Annotated in this window: 19 protein-coding genes; 15 read left to right on the forward strand and 4 right to left on the reverse strand. The window is 34.4% G+C overall.

Annotated elements, in window-relative coordinates; all coding sequences use genetic code 11:
• Positions 1-87: 87 nt before the first annotated feature.
• Positions 88-1,689 (reverse strand): class I SAM-dependent methyltransferase, encoded by a 1,602-nt coding sequence (locus ACZZ9T_RS06470; RefSeq protein ID WP_463441383.1) that lies wholly within the window; start codon positions 1,687-1,689, stop codon positions 88-90.
• Positions 1,690-1,790: 101 nt separating this feature from the next.
• Here ACZZ9T_RS06470 and ACZZ9T_RS06475 point away from each other — a divergent pair, with 101 nt between their 5' ends.
• From ACZZ9T_RS06475 to ACZZ9T_RS06515, 9 genes are all read left to right on the forward strand, one after another.
• Entirely contained in the window at positions 1,791-2,408 is a 618-nt protein-coding gene (locus ACZZ9T_RS06475) for a hypothetical protein (RefSeq protein WP_463441384.1), read from the forward strand.
• A gap of 1 nt (position 2,409) precedes the next feature.
• A complete protein-coding gene (locus ACZZ9T_RS06480; protein ID WP_463441385.1) occupies positions 2,410-2,724 on the forward strand; it encodes a hypothetical protein in 315 nt (104 codons plus the stop codon).
• Between the two features lie 255 nt (positions 2,725-2,979).
• The gene (locus ACZZ9T_RS06485) at positions 2,980-3,270 is read left to right on the forward strand and encodes a winged helix-turn-helix domain-containing protein (protein ID WP_463441386.1); all 291 of its coding nucleotides are present in this window, start codon (positions 2,980-2,982) and stop codon (positions 3,268-3,270) included.
• Positions 3,271-3,334: 64 nt separating this feature from the next.
• Positions 3,335-3,622, forward strand: a complete 288-nt coding sequence (locus tag ACZZ9T_RS06490; RefSeq protein ID WP_463441387.1) for a hypothetical protein — start codon at positions 3,335-3,337, stop codon at positions 3,620-3,622.
• Positions 3,623-3,643: 21 nt separating this feature from the next.
• A complete protein-coding gene (locus ACZZ9T_RS06495; RefSeq protein WP_463441388.1) occupies positions 3,644-4,483 on the forward strand; it encodes a metallophosphoesterase in 840 nt (279 codons plus the stop codon).
• A 123-nt stretch (positions 4,484-4,606) separates the two neighbouring features.
• Entirely contained in the window at positions 4,607-5,092 is a 486-nt protein-coding gene (locus ACZZ9T_RS06500; protein WP_463441389.1) for a Coq4 family protein, read from the forward strand.
• 39 nt (positions 5,093-5,131) lie between these two features.
• Positions 5,132-6,505, forward strand: a complete 1,374-nt coding sequence (locus ACZZ9T_RS06505; protein WP_463441390.1) for a DUF4153 domain-containing protein — start codon at positions 5,132-5,134, stop codon at positions 6,503-6,505.
• 38 nt (positions 6,506-6,543) lie between these two features.
• Positions 6,544-7,083 (forward strand): hypothetical protein, encoded by a 540-nt coding sequence (locus tag ACZZ9T_RS06510; RefSeq protein ID WP_463441391.1) that lies wholly within the window; start codon positions 6,544-6,546, stop codon positions 7,081-7,083.
• Positions 7,084-7,129: 46 nt separating this feature from the next.
• A complete protein-coding gene (locus tag ACZZ9T_RS06515) occupies positions 7,130-7,651 on the forward strand; it encodes a hypothetical protein (RefSeq protein WP_463441392.1) in 522 nt (173 codons plus the stop codon).
• A 75-nt stretch (positions 7,652-7,726) separates the two neighbouring features.
• Here the strand turns inward: ACZZ9T_RS06515 and ACZZ9T_RS06520 are convergent, their stop codons facing one another.
• The 3 genes from ACZZ9T_RS06520 to ACZZ9T_RS06530 all read right to left on the reverse strand — a co-directional run bounded on the left by ACZZ9T_RS06520 (position 7,727) and on the right by ACZZ9T_RS06530 (position 9,772).
• A complete protein-coding gene (locus ACZZ9T_RS06520) occupies positions 7,727-8,641 on the reverse strand; it encodes a hypothetical protein (RefSeq protein ID WP_463441393.1) in 915 nt (304 codons plus the stop codon).
• A 222-nt stretch (positions 8,642-8,863) separates the two neighbouring features.
• Entirely contained in the window at positions 8,864-9,313 is a 450-nt protein-coding gene (gene dtd / locus ACZZ9T_RS06525; protein ID WP_463441394.1) for a D-aminoacyl-tRNA deacylase, read from the reverse strand.
• The gene (locus tag ACZZ9T_RS06530) at positions 9,314-9,772 is read right to left on the reverse strand and encodes a hypothetical protein (protein WP_463441395.1); all 459 of its coding nucleotides are present in this window, start codon (positions 9,770-9,772) and stop codon (positions 9,314-9,316) included.
• 108 nt (positions 9,773-9,880) lie between these two features.
• On the opposite strand from ACZZ9T_RS06530, the gene greA reads away from it, so the two are divergent.
• From greA to ACZZ9T_RS06560, 6 genes are all read left to right on the forward strand, one after another.
• Entirely contained in the window at positions 9,881-10,351 is a 471-nt protein-coding gene (greA, locus tag ACZZ9T_RS06535; protein ID WP_463430566.1) for a transcription elongation factor GreA, read from the forward strand.
• Between the two features lie 37 nt (positions 10,352-10,388).
• Positions 10,389-10,778, forward strand: coding sequence for an HIT family protein (locus ACZZ9T_RS06540; RefSeq protein WP_463441396.1), 390 nt, complete (start codon positions 10,389-10,391; stop codon positions 10,776-10,778).
• Between the two features lie 62 nt (positions 10,779-10,840).
• Positions 10,841-12,028: an ATP-dependent Clp protease ATP-binding subunit ClpX gene (gene clpX, locus ACZZ9T_RS06545; protein WP_463430570.1), complete on the forward strand. Its 1,188-nt coding sequence runs from the start codon at positions 10,841-10,843 to the stop codon at positions 12,026-12,028.
• 71 nt (positions 12,029-12,099) lie between these two features.
• Positions 12,100-14,091, forward strand: coding sequence for a T9SS type A sorting domain-containing protein (locus ACZZ9T_RS06550; protein WP_463441397.1), 1,992 nt, complete (start codon positions 12,100-12,102; stop codon positions 14,089-14,091).
• 8 nt (positions 14,092-14,099) lie between these two features.
• Positions 14,100-14,309, forward strand: a complete 210-nt coding sequence (locus ACZZ9T_RS06555; RefSeq protein WP_463430574.1) for a signal peptidase — start codon at positions 14,100-14,102, stop codon at positions 14,307-14,309.
• Positions 14,310-14,369: 60 nt separating this feature from the next.
• Positions 14,370-15,653, forward strand: a complete 1,284-nt coding sequence (locus ACZZ9T_RS06560) for a TlpA family protein disulfide reductase (RefSeq protein WP_463441398.1) — start codon at positions 14,370-14,372, stop codon at positions 15,651-15,653.
• The last annotated feature ends 21 nt before the right edge of the window (positions 15,654-15,674 follow it).

Raw genomic sequence — 15,674 nt, forward strand, 5'->3', positions numbered from 1 at the left:
AATCTAAAAATCCATTCTGAATATCAGAGTGGATTTTTTTGCTGTATAAAAATGTAGTAAAAACTTTCTATACAATGTAATTTCTCATCAGCTTTTCAAAAGATTAATTGAAACCGTAGCCAACTCAGAATTCGGAAACTTCCTGAATAATTCTTTATCAATCTGCAATCCAGTTTCCAGGCATATCTTTTTAAAAACTTCCACTTCCAAAATATACTGATCAGAAAAACCATGTGTTGTTTCATAAGCTGTTGCCGGAGTTTTTCCTAAATTTTGACTCGTCAGTTTTGAATCTAAAGCATGAAGCTCAATGATTAATAGTCCGTTTTTCCTGATATAAGGCAGCCACAATTCAAGATGTTCTTTTAAACTTTCTTCTACTAAATGATTAGGCAATCTTTTTCCACGATGCGCAAATGCTCCTGTTGAAGTGCTGATTCTTTCAGGCTGACTGTTTGCAGGAGCTTTCCAAACTCTGTTATGATCAAGAAACGTTCTGATATTCAACAGATCTGAAAGTTCAATTTCATAATTTTCTTTTAAATCTTCAGCCAGTTGTTGAGGATTTCCAATATCACCCCAAATTACTTTAGCCCAAATGTCGTTGTTGATGAGGTTGGCTCTTGTCACTTTCAAAGCGGCTTGGTTGTAATCTGCACCTACAAGAAAAAGAGGGTGCTCTTCCAGCATTTTCCCTCGAAGTGTGTATCTTTCAATCGTCTCAAATATGTGCTGAATAAATGCGCCGTTTCCGCAACCCATATCCAGAACACCTTTTGGCTGTAAATGTATGGGCTGATTAAAAATCTGAATAATAAAATCATTCGCTACTTTAAAATAATTGGAGTGTGAGCCGCCGCTTCCCCATACATTCATTGCACGGTCTACATGTATTTCATCTTCGCCATCTGAGATTTCTCTTATTTTGGATGCATTTCCAAACAGAAGTTCATCCATTTTATTCAAGAGGGGCAGATAAGATACCGTAACACCATATGATGCGGCTCTTTTGGCAAAATAAATTCCGGTTTCTGTAAATTTATAGTTGTCACCGGTTTTTTTAAACCAGCCCAAGTAGGTAAGGAAATCTAGAATTACTTCAAAATTCTCTGAGTTTTTGTGAAACTCTGCAGCCTGAAAAGAAGTTTCCATAAAATATTTGTGAAACATTCCTGTCATTCCCAAATAAACAATAACCGGACCGATGATGCAGCCTTCAATATGCTTTAAAATCTGTTCCTGTACGATTTTTTCTTCGACATCATCAGAAAGCTGAATTCCAAAATGTTTTTTTACAGTATCACTCAGTTGCGAAAATTCTTCGATAAAAGAAGTTTCATTGATTTGATTTTTAATATCTGTAGAAAACTTTAAAAACGGAATCACTTTAACATAAAGCAAACCATATTTTTGCAACAATTGAGTTGTGTTGTTTGCAGAAATTGTAATGCTGTCATTCTCATTATTTACCTCATACTCTAAAAAGCCTTGTGACGCCAATGCCCGAATTGCTACATTGAGGTAGCCTTCATTCGCTTTAAATTCTTCCGAAAGCTCACTCAGAAATATTTTTTTGCGTTCGATAATGAAAGCAATGATTTCTCTTTTCAACAGCGAAGCTACTACAGGCGCAGTAACAACACCGTCCAAATGTCTGAAAATTTCTGAGCGAAGAATTTCTTTGTCCATACCATACGTTTTTCTAAAGTTAAGAATTTGAACAAATTATTTTAAAAAAAGTTTTGATAATTAAAAATAAAATATAACTTTGCAATTCAAAGTTCTTTTATATGGAATCGAAAAACTATCACGAAGATTTATCACACATCCGCACCATGATGGAGCGTTCGTCTCGTTTTATATCATTAAGTGGTTTGTCGGGGGTTGTTGCAGGTTTGGCTGCGATTATCGGAGCAGTGTATGTTTATTTTGTTTTTCAGAGAGAAGGCATTGATTATTTTGACGGTGACAGAAATATCTTCGGAAAAGAATTAGTGCAAGAACTTGTTCTTACGGGAGCTGTAATTTTGATTATTGCGCTTTTAAGCGGATATATTTTAACGGCTAATAAAAGCAAAAAGAAAGGACTGAAAATCTGGGATGCCACCACGAGAAGACTTCTGGTTACATTCGCAGTTCCGCTGGTAACGGGCGGTTTGTTTTGTCTGATACTTTTGTATCACCATTTATTTGTTTTGGTTGCACCTGCAACGTTGATTTTTTACGGATTGGCTTTAGTAAGTGCGGAAAGATATACTTTGACAGATATCAAATATTTAGGATATTGCCAGATTGTTTTAGGATTGCTTTCCTTCCTGTTTTTGGGGTGGGGATTAGTCGCATGGACGATCGGTTTTGGTGTGTTGCATATTGTGTATGGATTAATTATGCATAAGAAGTATAAGTAGAATGGGAGTGGGTTTTATCATTCTTGGTTTTCTTTGCTTGCTTTTACTCATTTGCTCTGTGATTTTATTTTATGTTATAAAGAATAGAGGGTATTTTAAAACAGCGGTTTTTGTTTCAGTATTTTTAGCAGGAATTGTTATAGTACCCGTGATAATATTTGTTTTTGAAAGTGAGCTTTATTCTAAGTCTGATGTAAAAAAAGATTTAAAATTAGTAAATCTGTTTTTAAAAGATAATTATAAAATTGAGTCAAATAAAATTATAGGAATGTCAGATTATTATCAAACTACATATCTTAAGATAAACAGAAAATGATAGAAATAGGATCATTTATGAAATTGAAAAATCTGAAGATTTTAAAAATTTGAAGTCAAATGATAGTACATTGATAAATAAAATGTTGTACTCTCAAAATTTGCTAATAGAGAAAAAAGAAATTTGGAATTATCGATCTAAAAATGCACTAGTAAGGGAACTTTATGTTAAACAAAATGGATATGTTCCAGTTTCAATAACAGTAAGTGTAAAAACGGATTCTGATACTTTAATTATTAATAGAATAGAAGACTAATGATCAACATTTCAAAACTCAACAAAGAATTCGAAAGCCGTGTAAGATTAGGCATTATGTCTGTTCTTATGGTCAACGATTGGGTTGATTTTTCTGAAATGAAAAACCTTCTTGAAATCACAGACGGAAATATGGCAAGCCACAGCAATGCTTTGGAAAAAGCCAATTATATAGAAGTAAAAAAAGAATTTGTAGGCAAAAAACCCAAGACGTCTTATCGTGTTACTCAATCGGGAAGAATTGCTTTTACAGAACATTTAGATGCCTTGGAAAAATTAATTGGAAGATAACTCTATATTTTTTTGAAAATCAGCTTTGAAAAACAAAGTACTTTATAAATTTAAAATTAACAAAATGACACAAAAACAAAAAACAACAATCGTTTATGCAGTACCTGCAGTTTTATTATGCATTCCTCTGATCGGAAATTTTATTTCTAAAGAGTTTAACTGGTCTCTAAGCGATTTTATAATCGGCGGATTACTTTTATTCGGAACGGCTTTTATTATTGATTTAATTCAAAGGATTGTAAAAAACAAAACTTACAGAATTGTGATTTGCGCAGTGATTGTTTTGCTGCTAATGCTTATTTGGGCAGAATTGGCAGTGGGGATATTCGGAACTCCTTTCGCAGGAAATTAAATGTATTAAAAATATAAAGCGATGACCCGAAAACACTTTCTCAAAAGACTTTTACAGCTTTCAGCAGTTGGAGCGTTGCCTTTTCTGTATTCTTGGCAGGTTGAACCATTTTGGGTAGAATTTGTTGAAAAAAAACTTCCGATTAAAAATTTACCAGAAGATTTAGAAGGTAAAATTCTGATGCAGATTTCAGATTTGCACGTCGGAAACCGTTTCGACTGGAATTTTCTTATCAAATCATTCCAGGAAGCTCAAAATTTCAACCCGGATTTTGTCGTCTATACCGGAGATTTTGTCAACCACGGCACTTCTGAAGATCATGAAAGCCTGAAAAAAGTAATGGCAAAAGCAGTTTACGGAAAATTGGGAACTTTCGGAATTCTCGGAAATCATGATTATGGAAAAGCCTGGAAAGATTTAGGTTCGTCAGAAGAAATCACTAGAATTCTTGAAAATAATGGGGTGACGATGCTTAAAAATGAGCAAAAAGAATCTCACGGTTTGAACATTATCGGTTTTGATGATCTTTGGTCGCCCAATTTCGATCCGATGAAAGTAATGAAAGATTATGATGCTGAAAAAGCCAACCTTGTGCTTTGTCACAATCCGGATGTCTGCGACAGAGATGTTTGGAACGGTTATCAAGGCTGGGTTTTAAGCGGTCATACGCACGGCGGACAATGCAGAATTCCGGGAGTGGTGACACCTATTCTTCCCGTGGAAAATAAAAAATATGTTTCCGGCGAAATTGATTTGAATGATGGAAGAATGCTCTACATCAACCGCGCAATTGGCCATTCTTTTCAGGTAAGGTTTATGGTAAGACCAGAGATTACTGTTTTTACTTTAACCCAAGCTTAAATTATGGATGATAAAAAAACATCAATATGAAATTTTTCTTTTGGCTTTCATTAAGTATTCATATAAATATTCCTATTTCATTTTATACTTCTTCAATGCAACATCACTTCTAAATTTTTAATTATGAAAAAACTACGCGTCCGCTTTATCATTTTTATGTACGAAAATTCACAAAAACAGTATAGGAAATATTTTAAAAAGAAAAAAAGACAATGGCAGTTTAATGAAGAACAATTGCTGAGTTTCAATGAAGATTCTTTAGGAAGGATAATGGGCGAATTTTATCATAATCACGGTTTCAGGATGATTCCCAAAATGGAAAATCACGATGTTTATCATCTGATCACAGATTTAGGAACCAATATTCAGGACGAAATTACAATGCAGTATCTGCTTTTCGGGAACGGAAAACGCAGCGCTTATCTCCTGGGAGTTTTGGCTTTGGGAACGATTGTTTTTCCGGAATATTTTAAAATATATCTTAAAGCTTTTCGTAAAGGTCAGAACATGAGAGCTTTTCACCATTGGGATTTTGAAGAACTCCTTTGGCAGAATTTCGATCACCTTAAAGATTTTATCCGGCAAAAAGAAATCCAGGTTCTCTATTAAACTCAACATCAACTTATCATTAATCTTAAAATTTTTCTCATGAAAACACATCACTATATATTGCTTACAACTGTCTTATTTGTAGCTCTTTTCTACAATGAAGATGTAGGACTTAATCTCGGAATTTTAACAATTGTTTATGCTGTACTCACTCTCTTCAGAACTCCTGAGAAAAACAGGACAAAAACTTTGATGATTCTTTTTGTAGCAAGCGTACTTTCGGGTATTGCATTTGCTTGGTACGGAGATTTTCCTTCATTTTTGGCAGTTGTAAGTTCAGTTTTATTACTTGCTTACCGTTCGAAAAACAGGAGGATGAAAGTTCTTCTGTTGATCCCGGTATTTTTGGTCAATTGTTTTACTTTTATCTGCAGATTTTTTAGTTTTGATTCCTGGTTGCCCAAAACAAATACTTCAGGATTGTGGCAGAAAACCTTAGCATTTATTTTAATTCCGGTTTTATTAATTTCAATATTCTTCGGAATTTATTCTGCCGGAAGTGATCATTTTGCCAGTATTTTTACAGATTATGAATTAGATATTAACATTTGGCAATTGTTGTGTATCTCTGTTTTAGGATTTTTTATTGCATTCAATTATTGGAATTATTCTGTCGAAAAACTCATCTATAAACAAAATAATATTCTTGATAATGAATTCGGTGAAAAAGCCAAAATTCAAAAGGCAACGTATTCATTTTTAGATTTAAATTCTGAAAGAATGAGTGGCGTGATATCTTTCTTTTGTTTAAATGTTTTGTTGGTGTTTTTTATTATTACTTTCAATTACGAACAGTTTTATGAAGCCGTAAAAACTCCCAATCAATTGTCAGAAGAAACGCATGAAAGAGTAGGCGCAGTAATGATGTCAATCGTAATGGCAATTCTGGTAATTATGTTTTATTTTAAATCTAACTTTAATTTTGATCAGAAAGCAGGTTTAATGAAACTGTTAGTCAAAGTCTGGATCATTTTGAATGGCATTTTAGTGGTTTCTGCCATGTTGAAAAATACAGAATACATCGTCAATTACGGCTTTACCTACAAGCGACTTGGAGTGTATGCTTTTCTTACTTTATCTCTCATTGGTTTAATGCTTACCTTGATCAAAATTCAAAAAAAGAAAACGAACGCTTATCTTTTCAATTCGATGGTCTGGTCGGTTTATGGAACGGTTTTGGCTTGCAGTTTCATCAATTGGGGCGGGGTGATCACTTCTCAAAATATGAAAAGAAATGATTTTGTGATCAATTATCATCTTGAATCTATTAATTTCAGCGAAAAATATTTGTTGAAATATGCTGAGGAAAAACAAAATAAACAATTAAAAAAAGATGTTTTGGCAAAGGTAAATTATGAAGAGCCAAGAACGTTTCTTTCAAAAGTTTTGTTTTACGAAACCATTAATAAATAAATCGTGCAAAATCTTGATCACCATTAAAATATTTTAATATGAAAAAATCACTTTTGTTACTCATTCCTTTGATGATGATGTCTTGTAAGAAAGAAGCAGCTGTGACTGAGAGGTCAGATAAAGACTCTTTAATGGCAAACGAAGAAAGCATTATTCAGAAAAATGATTCTTCTGATCAGGTTACTAATGATTCTCCAGACAGCAGCTCTGCAGAAACACAAAAAGTCTCGAAAGATGATGTAATGCGTGAAGAAAAAGACAGGGTAATTATAAGAATGGCAGAAGGTAAAAAACTTCCTTTCACCATTGAAGAAGAATTTACTGAGAAACACGATAAATTAATTCTTAAAATCACCAATTTCACCAAACCGAAAATCACTGCGAAAATCACTACAGAACAGCAGGATTTTAATATAAGATTCAACCAGATTAAGCTTCCGGATGGCAAAATGAACGGCCCATTCATGAGAGAAGTTATTTATGACGTACCAAAACCAGGGGAAGTTTGGCTAATCGTTGGGAAAAATAATATGGCGGATGGTAAAACTACCGGAAAATTCTCTGTTCGTATAGAATAAATTGGTACAGTTTGTGTAATTCAATAATATACAATAATAATTTATTATGAAAAATATATTCTCAATAGCTATCATTACCTCTATAGCTTCTGCAGCTCTGGTGAGTTGTGGAACCGTACAATCAATAGTTCAGAATACATTTCCTTACACTGCAAATGTGTTGATTTCTACCGGAGTTCCTGCAAACAAGGAAGTTTCTTCTACAGCTACGGCTGCAAATCTGCAGACTTGGTTTGGTGGTAACAATAATGCTCAGATTAAGGATGTAAGAATCTCTGATGCGAAAATATCTGTAGTTTCTCCAACTGGAGGTAATCTCAGTGCTTTGAAATCTGTAAAAGTTTACATTTCTTCTAACGGGACTAATGAGAAGTTAGTGGCTTCACGTTCTGATATTTCAACAGATTCGGCAAGCCTGAATTTAGATTTAAGCAGTACCGGATTTTTAGATGAAATTGTAAAAAGTACAGGAGTTACGGTGAGAACGGTTTATGAATTGAAAAACCAGACTACTTCTGATATGAATCTTAAGGTTGCATTGAATTTCAGCAGCGTTCCTGTAAGATAAAACCAGACTTATCTAAAATACAAAAAATGCTTTCTCACTATTCTGAGAAAGCATTTTCTTTTATATTTTTCTTTATTATCTGATCTTATAAATTGATAATTCAGCAGAAGAATCGCTTAAAACGCCTGCCGCTAAACCACCTGTAACAACACCAAATCTCACCCTGTCTCCTGCAGTAAATTGGTGGATATGGCTGATTTGTCCTTCGGTTAATGCAAGATTTGCAAGTGTTAATCCCCCCAAAATTGGAACTCCTGATAATGCTACTAAATTTATACCGCCAAAATATCTGTAATCAACCGTTGTTGCAGTTGTTGCAGCTGCACCCGATGCTGTCTTTGTAATAATCAGTCCAGGGCGGTTTGCTCCCAGAAGTTCTAATCGAAGACCTTGACCGGTACGGTAGCTGTAATTGATTTGATAAATACCTGTTGAAGGAATCGTGTAGTACGAATCAGTCTCTGTAGTTGTTATCTGTGTTGAAGAGATGTCTAGATTAGCATTAGGCAGGCTGGTTGCTGTCGGTAAAGGTATTGTTTGTATATTGCTCCCAAGAAGATTGCTCCCAAGATTAAGAAGTGATAATGTACCTCTCAGTCTTGCGGCATAAGCTCCGTCACCGGTTCCTGTTGAAGGAGAGTTGCCTCCCATTTGTAACCCATTCCAAAGGCCAAATCCACTACCATTGTTTGCATTTGCATCATACACAAAAATTCCTCTGGTTGTGACGGCGATGGTTTTTGGTCCCGCAGTCGTTACAGGTTCTGTCACAAATACAATAGCTCCATGTTGATCGGGGCCATAAGCAGCTTCCTTTGCTTCCAATAAATTTCCTGTGAGTCGAGGGGGTATAATTCCGTCAGGAATTGTAATTTCTGGTCTGCCTTCTACATCTAATGTTGCTCTTGGTGTTTCCGTATTAAGACCAACTTGTCCACTAATACTATATCCCCATAGAATGAAGATAAGCTTAAAATAATTTTTTTTCATAATTGTTTAATTTTTTTTCGTTCTTAAATTTAATTAAATAATTATAATACTTGCAATAAAAAGTTGATAATTTTAAAGGATAATACGTTAAAAGCCCTTTGTAATGGGTAATTCCTAAAGTTACTTTTTGTAACTAATCATTGATTAGTGATATAAAATTAATATATGATGGTGAATTATTGTGTTTTTTAATGTTGTTTTTGGTGGAAAAAAAGGAGAATATCAGATTTTAGTAATAGAATCCATTACGATCGTAACAGGTCCGTCATTGATGAGTGAAACTTTCATATCTGCGCCAAAAATTCCACTTTCGGTTCTAAGACCAGATTTTTTTATTTCTTCTTTAAAATAATCAAATAATGGAGTCGCCTGATTAGGTTTTGCTGCTTTGATGAATGATGGTCGATTGCCCTTTTTGTAATCTGCGATCAGTGTAAACTGGCTAATGCAAAGGATTTCTCCCGAAATATCTATTACGGAAAGATTCAGTTTTTCATTTTCGTCGCCGAAGATCCTGAGATTTAAAATTTTTTGGATGAGCCAGTCGGCATCGGTTTTTTCATCTTGCTCATCAATACCGATCAAAAGCATGAGTCCTTTCCCAATTTCACCCACAGTTTTGCCGTCAACTTTTACATTCGCTTCAGAAACTCTTTGTATGACAGCTTTCATTTAATTATAAAGATTAAGATTCTTTGTTGCAGGATCGTAATTCCAAAAATAAGTTTTCGGCGGAACTGAAGAAATGGCTGTTGGCTGACCTGTAATTAAAATCCACGTAGCGTTATCTTTCGGGCAGACAATACTGATATTATCTTTGATTTCTAAAGTGGTATCTTCATCCGGACAAAGATGAGGTGCATTTCTGTCATATACTTTAAAAGATGCCGGTGAATCTGAAGTTCTTACGACTATAAGTCCGCGTGTTCCGGATTGCTGCTCATCTACGTAAATTGGCTGTCCTACGAAGTTGAGGTTGTTGTAACTGGCAAGATTTAAGTTTAAATTTACGTTTATCGGTGAGTCGGGAAAACAGCTTACCGTATCTTCACGGCTTCCGCATGAGTTTACATTTAATAAACTGAAAGTCAATAAGATGAAAAATGATATGATTGAGAAAGTTTTTTTCATTAGAATATAAATTTTTATATATTTGTAAAACAATAACGATTAACACGCTAAAACATTGTCCGACAAATGTCGGATAATTTTTTTATACTAAAACAAAATTTAAAGATTATGGCAAGCTATGTAACTAAGGAAGGATTAGAAAAAATGAAAACCGAGCTTGAGCAACTGGAAAAGATAGAGAGACCTAAAATTACTCAGCAAATAGCAGAAGCAAGAGATAAAGGAGATTTGTCTGAAAATGCAGAATACGATGCGGCCAAAGAAGCTCAGGGAATGTTGGAAATGAGAATTTCTAAACTTAAAGATATTGTGACGACTTCTAAAGTAATTGATGAAACTCAGCTTGATACTTCAAAAGTTTCAATCTTAACAACGGTGAGATTGATGAATAATGATACCAAAAAAGAACAGATTTTCAAATTGGTTCCGGATAATGAAAGTGATCTGAAAACAGGTAAGATATCAGTAAATACACCCATTGCGAAAGGTTTACTGGGGAAAGTTATCGGCGAAACAGCAGAAATTGTTTTACCAAACGGAAATAAACTTTCTTTTGAAGTATTGGAAATTACTTTATAACTAATATCTAAATTCTAACATCTAATTTCTAATAAGAATGAGTTCAATTTTCACCAAAATCATCAACGGAGATATTCCTGCTTATACAATTGCGGAAACCGATGATTTTATAGCATTCCTTGATGCAATGCCTTTGGTAAAAGGGCATACGCTGGTTGTCCCGAAAAAAGAAGTTGACTTGATTTTTGATCTGGAAAGTGAAGATTTTAAAAACCTCTGGGGTTTTGCTCAGGAAGTGGCAAAAAAAGTAAAAAATGCAGTTCCCTGCGTTAGAGTAGGCGTTGCTGTGGTGGGGCTTGAGGTTCCACATGCTCATATTCATCTGATACCTTTGCAGAAAGTAGAGGACATGAATTTTAAAAATGAGCGGCTTAAATTATCTGTAGAAGAATATACAGAAATTCAAAATTTAATTATCAATTCTTAACAAAACAGATAGTCGTAAAAAAGAAATTTTTTACGATTTTCTTTAATCATATTTATATCAAAATGAATTCAAACCAATGTTCTTTCTGTGGCAAGAAAAGAAATGAAGTGCAAATGTTAGTCTCAGGACAAAACGGATTTATTTGCGAAAACTGCATCGAACAGGCACATTCTATCGTGAAAGAAAGTGTTTCTCCAGCGGGATATTCCCCGGCAGAAAGCATAGAAGAATTAAAAAAGCCAAAGCAGATAAAAGAATTCCTTGATCTGTACGTAATCGGACAGGATCAGGCAAAAAAACAACTGTCAATTGCTGTATATAATCATTATAAAAGATTATTGCACGCAAAAGATGAAAACAGAGAAGTAGAACTTGAGAAATCCAATATCATCATGATCGGTGAAACGGGAACAGGTAAAACTTTATTGGCTAAAACAATTGCAAAAGAGCTGAATGTTCCTTTCTGCATTGTAGATGCTACAATTTTAACTGAAGCAGGTTATGTAGGTGAAGATGTAGAAAGCATCTTGTCGAGACTTCTGATGGTAGCAGATTACGATGTTGAAAAAGCAGAAAAAGGAATCGTATTTATAGATGAAATTGATAAAATAGCAAGAAAATCTGATAACCCGAGTATTACCAGAGATGTTTCCGGAGAAGGTGTTCAGCAAGGTTTGTTGAAATTACTTGAGGGCAGTATTGTGAACGTTCCGCCACAAGGAGGAAGAAAGCATCCTGATCAGAAGTATATTCAGGTAAATACACAGAATATACTGTTTATTGCAGGTGGTGCTTTTGATGGTATTAAAGAGATCATTGAGAGAAGAATGAATAAGCAGGCGATTGGTTTTAGTTCAGAAAAAATCAATAAAGTAGGTGACGATGATGATGTATTGACTCATCTTAATGCAATAGATCTTCGTTCGTTTGGGTTGATTCCGGAACTTTTAGGAAGATTCCCGATCATCACTTATCTGGAAAAACTGACGAAAGAAACCATGATAAGAATCATGACCGAGCCCAAAAATTCTATCACCAATCAGTTTGTTGAACTCTTTAAAATGGACGGTACAAAATTGGTCTTTACAGAGGGTTCTATCGAGAAAATTGTGGATGAAACCATGGAAAAAGGTTTGGGTGCTAGAGGGCTTAGAGGAACTACTGAAAAAGTTTTAGAAGACTATATGTTCTCAATAGGGGAGGATGACGAAATAACGTTAACAAGTGATAATGTTTTGATTAATAAATGATTTTGATGTTTTTTTAAAAAAAAATTATATATTTGCAATTGAATATTATATTAACACAAAAGTAATATACAATGAAAAAAAATTTATTAACAATAGGACTTTTATCCTTAGCTGTCTCTATTAATGCACAGATTCTACTTCATGTAGATGATACAGCTAAAATGTATGTAAGCAAAGGTACCCTCGTATACAATGGTGGTGGTCTCCAAGTCAAAAGTTCCGGAAATATTGAAAATCACGGGAATGTTATGGTTGCAGGTTCTGCAACAGATGTTTTCAAAACAATAGACGGAGCAAACGCTGATAAAACTGAAGCGAACGGAGGCGGAAATTTTGTAAATAGCCTTAATGAGCCCACTGCATTTGCTACTGTAAATACAAACTCATCTGCAGCTACTCCAACTTTCACATTCGGACAATTGTACATTACCGGCATTCCCCAGACAAATATTACAGGTATTGTTGATCAGGAATACAGACAGGTCAATCAGGGAGATTACCAACAAATGGGTTTGCCATTTTACAGCAAGACATTATCAACACTTAATGCTGAGCTGGGTAAAACATTTACCGGTGTAAGAGGATCAAAAAATGATATCCTGCAATGGAATAACGCAACTGTTGTTTTCAACCATTTTACCAATCTTACCTACAGAACTGGAATTGATTCCCAGTTTCACTCTTACTATGCGGTAGGAGGTACAGGACTTAATGCCAATACTTTAACAAGAACATTAAAAGGACGCCCTTACTCTGATATTGGGGCATCAGTAACCTTAGCAAATGCCGGATTAGGTGTGAGTTTTGGTACCGGTGGAGGTAACTTAAACCAATATAATGAAAAATACTGGTCATATTTACAGGATGCTTTCCATTTGGCGGCAGGTGGTTTAGTATGGCAGGGTAATTACGGAAAAAATATATATCAATTCTCAAACCCATATTTAACGAATCTTGATTTAAGAAGAATTGCCTACAACGAAGCTGCAACTACAGGTGATGGGATCAATTTAAGCAATCTTCAGGCAATCAGATTTGAGGTAAGCGGGGTTCAGTACACCAATGCCAATCTTGGTGGTGGTGGCTCTACTTCATATAAGTTTGTATCTTTTGCCACAGGAGGTGGTACTCCATCAGTACCTACAGGAGATATTGATTATATGGTAGTAAGACCTATGGGTACATTTGTACTAAAGCTTAAAGATAATACAGCAGCTAACCAGGTTCTTAATTTTGCAAATCTGAGAAGATTCAATTATTACAGCAGAGCAGATGCAACAGATTATAGCATCGCAGCAAGTAAAAATGCTTCTAAAAATACAAGCACTGTAAAACAGCTGGGTGTGATTGGTCTTGATGTTAACGGAAATGAAGTAGGAAGAACTTATTATGTAGTATATCCTGGTGGAACTACTGGTCATTCTAATGATTCTTATACTCAGGTAGGTTCTGCTCAGGGAAGTGTCTTAGGAACTTTCGAAGAAGCTTTGACTGGCGGGTATGACAATAATTATACAAGTTCATATTGGTTATATATTAATGAGGCTAATGAAGCTAACTTCACCGGGAAAAACGTGAAACTGGTAAATTACGATCTTAATAAAATTAAATCTTATAAGTTTGAGATCAGAGAAAATGCAGAATTAGTTTCAAACGGAACTCATCAATTATCTACAGGAATCGGATTTTATTACAAAGCACCAAACGGAACTGCACAGGCGGCAGTTCAGGGAGCTGTGATACCGGTGGCAAATGCAGAATTTGATTTGTATTACGGTGAACCAAATAGTGCTGTATTAGGAACAAATAATTCAGTTAAACCTTCCAGAACAATGGTGGTGTACAACCCTCAAATCACCAACTACATTGTAAGGTTTGATCCTAACTGGAAAAAAGCAGATATTCAGGTATATGACATGAGTGGTAAAGTAGTTATCTCTAAAACAGGTGTTAATACTTCTCAGGATTTTGTTATAGAACTGGATAATTCAATCAAAAATTCTTATGTTGTAAAAATTGTTGCTGATAACGGTGAAACCGTTAATGCTAAAATCTTAAAATAAACACAAATATGAAAAATTTTAATAAAGTAATAACTGCTTTTCTTTTTTTTGCAGTTTTATTTACTAACGCACAGCCACCAAACCCTGGCGGAGGCGTAGGAGGTACCACTCCGGGTCAGCAGGCATCACCAATCGATATGTATGTCTATGTACTGGCAATTATAGCAATTTCAATGATTGTCTATTTTGCAAAAAAATTTAAGATTCAAAAAATATAAAAAATTCTTAAAATATTTGAAACTCTCTGATTAGTCAGGGAGTTTTTTTATTTTTACATTATGAAAAAAATAGTAATATTATCAGGATTGATATGTACGCTCTCAATGCATGCACAATTTTCAATAAATGTTCAGTCCACAGCAGATTTTAGTGAAACTGATGTTATATTATATACCCTTAATGGATCTAAAGATAATATTGTTACAAAAGAACAGAACAAAAATAATTCTTGGACATTTAAATATCCAAAAAGCTATTTTGGAATGATGAAACTTTATTTTCCCAATACCAATAACACGGTAAGTTTTATTTCCGAGAATAAAAACGTCAATATCAAATTAGAAACAGCAAATAATAAATTAAAAACTGTGACTTATCTAGATGAAGCTAATAAGATGATGAATTCTATTCAAGAATCTTCCCAGAAAAAAGAATTGATCCTTCCTGCATTAGCTCAAATTAAAGAATATTACAAGGATAATACAGACTTTGGGAAAGCATTATCAACAGAAATTGCAAACCTGTCGGGGACAAGCGGTGAGGATGTTACAAAACATCCATTTATTTCCTTTTATAATTCAAACTACAATAAATTTCTTTCAAATGATCCCGCTAAAAAAGTGTCTCAGGATGAAGTTATTGATTTCTTTGATAAATCCAATGACATGCTTGAGTCTTCATCGTTAGTAAGACCAATTTTAGTGGCCTACCTTAATAACGGTGGAAATACAAATGTAAGTCAATCGGTAGACAAATTATTAGATCGGTTAAAAGTGGAAACACCACGCGGGCAAACTGTTTTATCTGAGCTTATTGACATTTTTGATGTCTACGAAATGAAAGATTTTAAAACTAAATATTTGTCATTAGCAAAAAATCTAAAATGTACAATTACAGACAGATTAGCATCAACGTTAAAATCTAATGCAAACGTTGAAATAGGAGCAGTATTTCCAAATTACAAGTTTCAGTCCCCTGTGAATACTACAGCGAAATCTATTGCAGATGTTAAAGCTGACAAAAAAGTGATTGTTTTCTGGTCTTCAACGTGTTCTCACTGTGAAAGTGAATTGCCAAAACTTTTAGAAAAATATGCTCAGTTGAAAGCGCAGAACATTCAGGTAATTGCTCTTTCATTAGACAGCGAGAAAGAAGCTTATACCAATAAAATCGCAGCATTTCCATGGATCAATGATTCAGAACTAAGAGGCTGGAACAGTTCGTATGCAGATACCTATAACGTACATGCTACGCCTAGTTATTTTATTTTAGATGCTAACAATAAGATTATCAGTAAGCCGGAACATGTTGGCGATGTTTTGACAGATTTAAGTATAAAATAATTTTGGTGAATGTTAAATATT

Source organism: Chryseobacterium sp. AC417, assembly GCF_979258215.1.

Excerpts from the sequence above, each read along its gene's own strand:
- ACZZ9T_RS06475 (WP_463441384.1), top strand. The coding sequence starts at position 1,791 with ATGGAATCGAAAAACTATCACGAAGATTTATCACACATCCGCACCATG.
- ACZZ9T_RS06490 (WP_463441387.1), top strand. The coding sequence starts at position 3,335 with ATGACACAAAAACAAAAAACAACAATCGTTTATGCAGTACCTGCAGTT.
- ACZZ9T_RS06540 (WP_463441396.1), top strand. The coding sequence starts at position 10,389 with ATGAGTTCAATTTTCACCAAAATCATCAACGGAGATATTCCTGCTTAT.
- ACZZ9T_RS06495 (WP_463441388.1), top strand. The coding sequence starts at position 3,644 with ATGACCCGAAAACACTTTCTCAAAAGACTTTTACAGCTTTCAGCAGTT.
- ACZZ9T_RS06505 (WP_463441390.1), top strand. The coding sequence starts at position 5,132 with ATGAAAACACATCACTATATATTGCTTACAACTGTCTTATTTGTAGCT.
- ACZZ9T_RS06520 (WP_463441393.1), bottom strand. The coding sequence starts at position 8,641 with ATGAAAAAAAATTATTTTAAGCTTATCTTCATTCTATGGGGATATAGT.
- clpX (WP_463430570.1), top strand. The coding sequence starts at position 10,841 with ATGAATTCAAACCAATGTTCTTTCTGTGGCAAGAAAAGAAATGAAGTG.
- ACZZ9T_RS06470 (WP_463441383.1), bottom strand. The coding sequence starts at position 1,689 with ATGGACAAAGAAATTCTTCGCTCAGAAATTTTCAGACATTTGGACGGT.
- ACZZ9T_RS06560 (WP_463441398.1), top strand. The coding sequence starts at position 14,370 with ATGAAAAAAATAGTAATATTATCAGGATTGATATGTACGCTCTCAATG.
- ACZZ9T_RS06555 (WP_463430574.1), top strand. The coding sequence starts at position 14,100 with ATGAAAAATTTTAATAAAGTAATAACTGCTTTTCTTTTTTTTGCAGTT.
- ACZZ9T_RS06530 (WP_463441395.1), bottom strand. The coding sequence starts at position 9,772 with ATGAAAAAAACTTTCTCAATCATATCATTTTTCATCTTATTGACTTTC.
- ACZZ9T_RS06515 (WP_463441392.1), top strand. The coding sequence starts at position 7,130 with ATGAAAAATATATTCTCAATAGCTATCATTACCTCTATAGCTTCTGCA.
- ACZZ9T_RS06485 (WP_463441386.1), top strand. The coding sequence starts at position 2,980 with ATGATCAACATTTCAAAACTCAACAAAGAATTCGAAAGCCGTGTAAGA.
- ACZZ9T_RS06550 (WP_463441397.1), top strand. The coding sequence starts at position 12,100 with ATGAAAAAAAATTTATTAACAATAGGACTTTTATCCTTAGCTGTCTCT.
- ACZZ9T_RS06510 (WP_463441391.1), top strand. The coding sequence starts at position 6,544 with ATGAAAAAATCACTTTTGTTACTCATTCCTTTGATGATGATGTCTTGT.
- dtd (WP_463441394.1), bottom strand. The coding sequence starts at position 9,313 with ATGAAAGCTGTCATACAAAGAGTTTCTGAAGCGAATGTAAAAGTTGAC.
- greA (WP_463430566.1), top strand. The coding sequence starts at position 9,881 with ATGGCAAGCTATGTAACTAAGGAAGGATTAGAAAAAATGAAAACCGAG.
- ACZZ9T_RS06480 (WP_463441385.1), top strand. The coding sequence starts at position 2,410 with ATGGGAGTGGGTTTTATCATTCTTGGTTTTCTTTGCTTGCTTTTACTC.
- ACZZ9T_RS06500 (WP_463441389.1), top strand. The coding sequence starts at position 4,607 with ATGAAAAAACTACGCGTCCGCTTTATCATTTTTATGTACGAAAATTCA.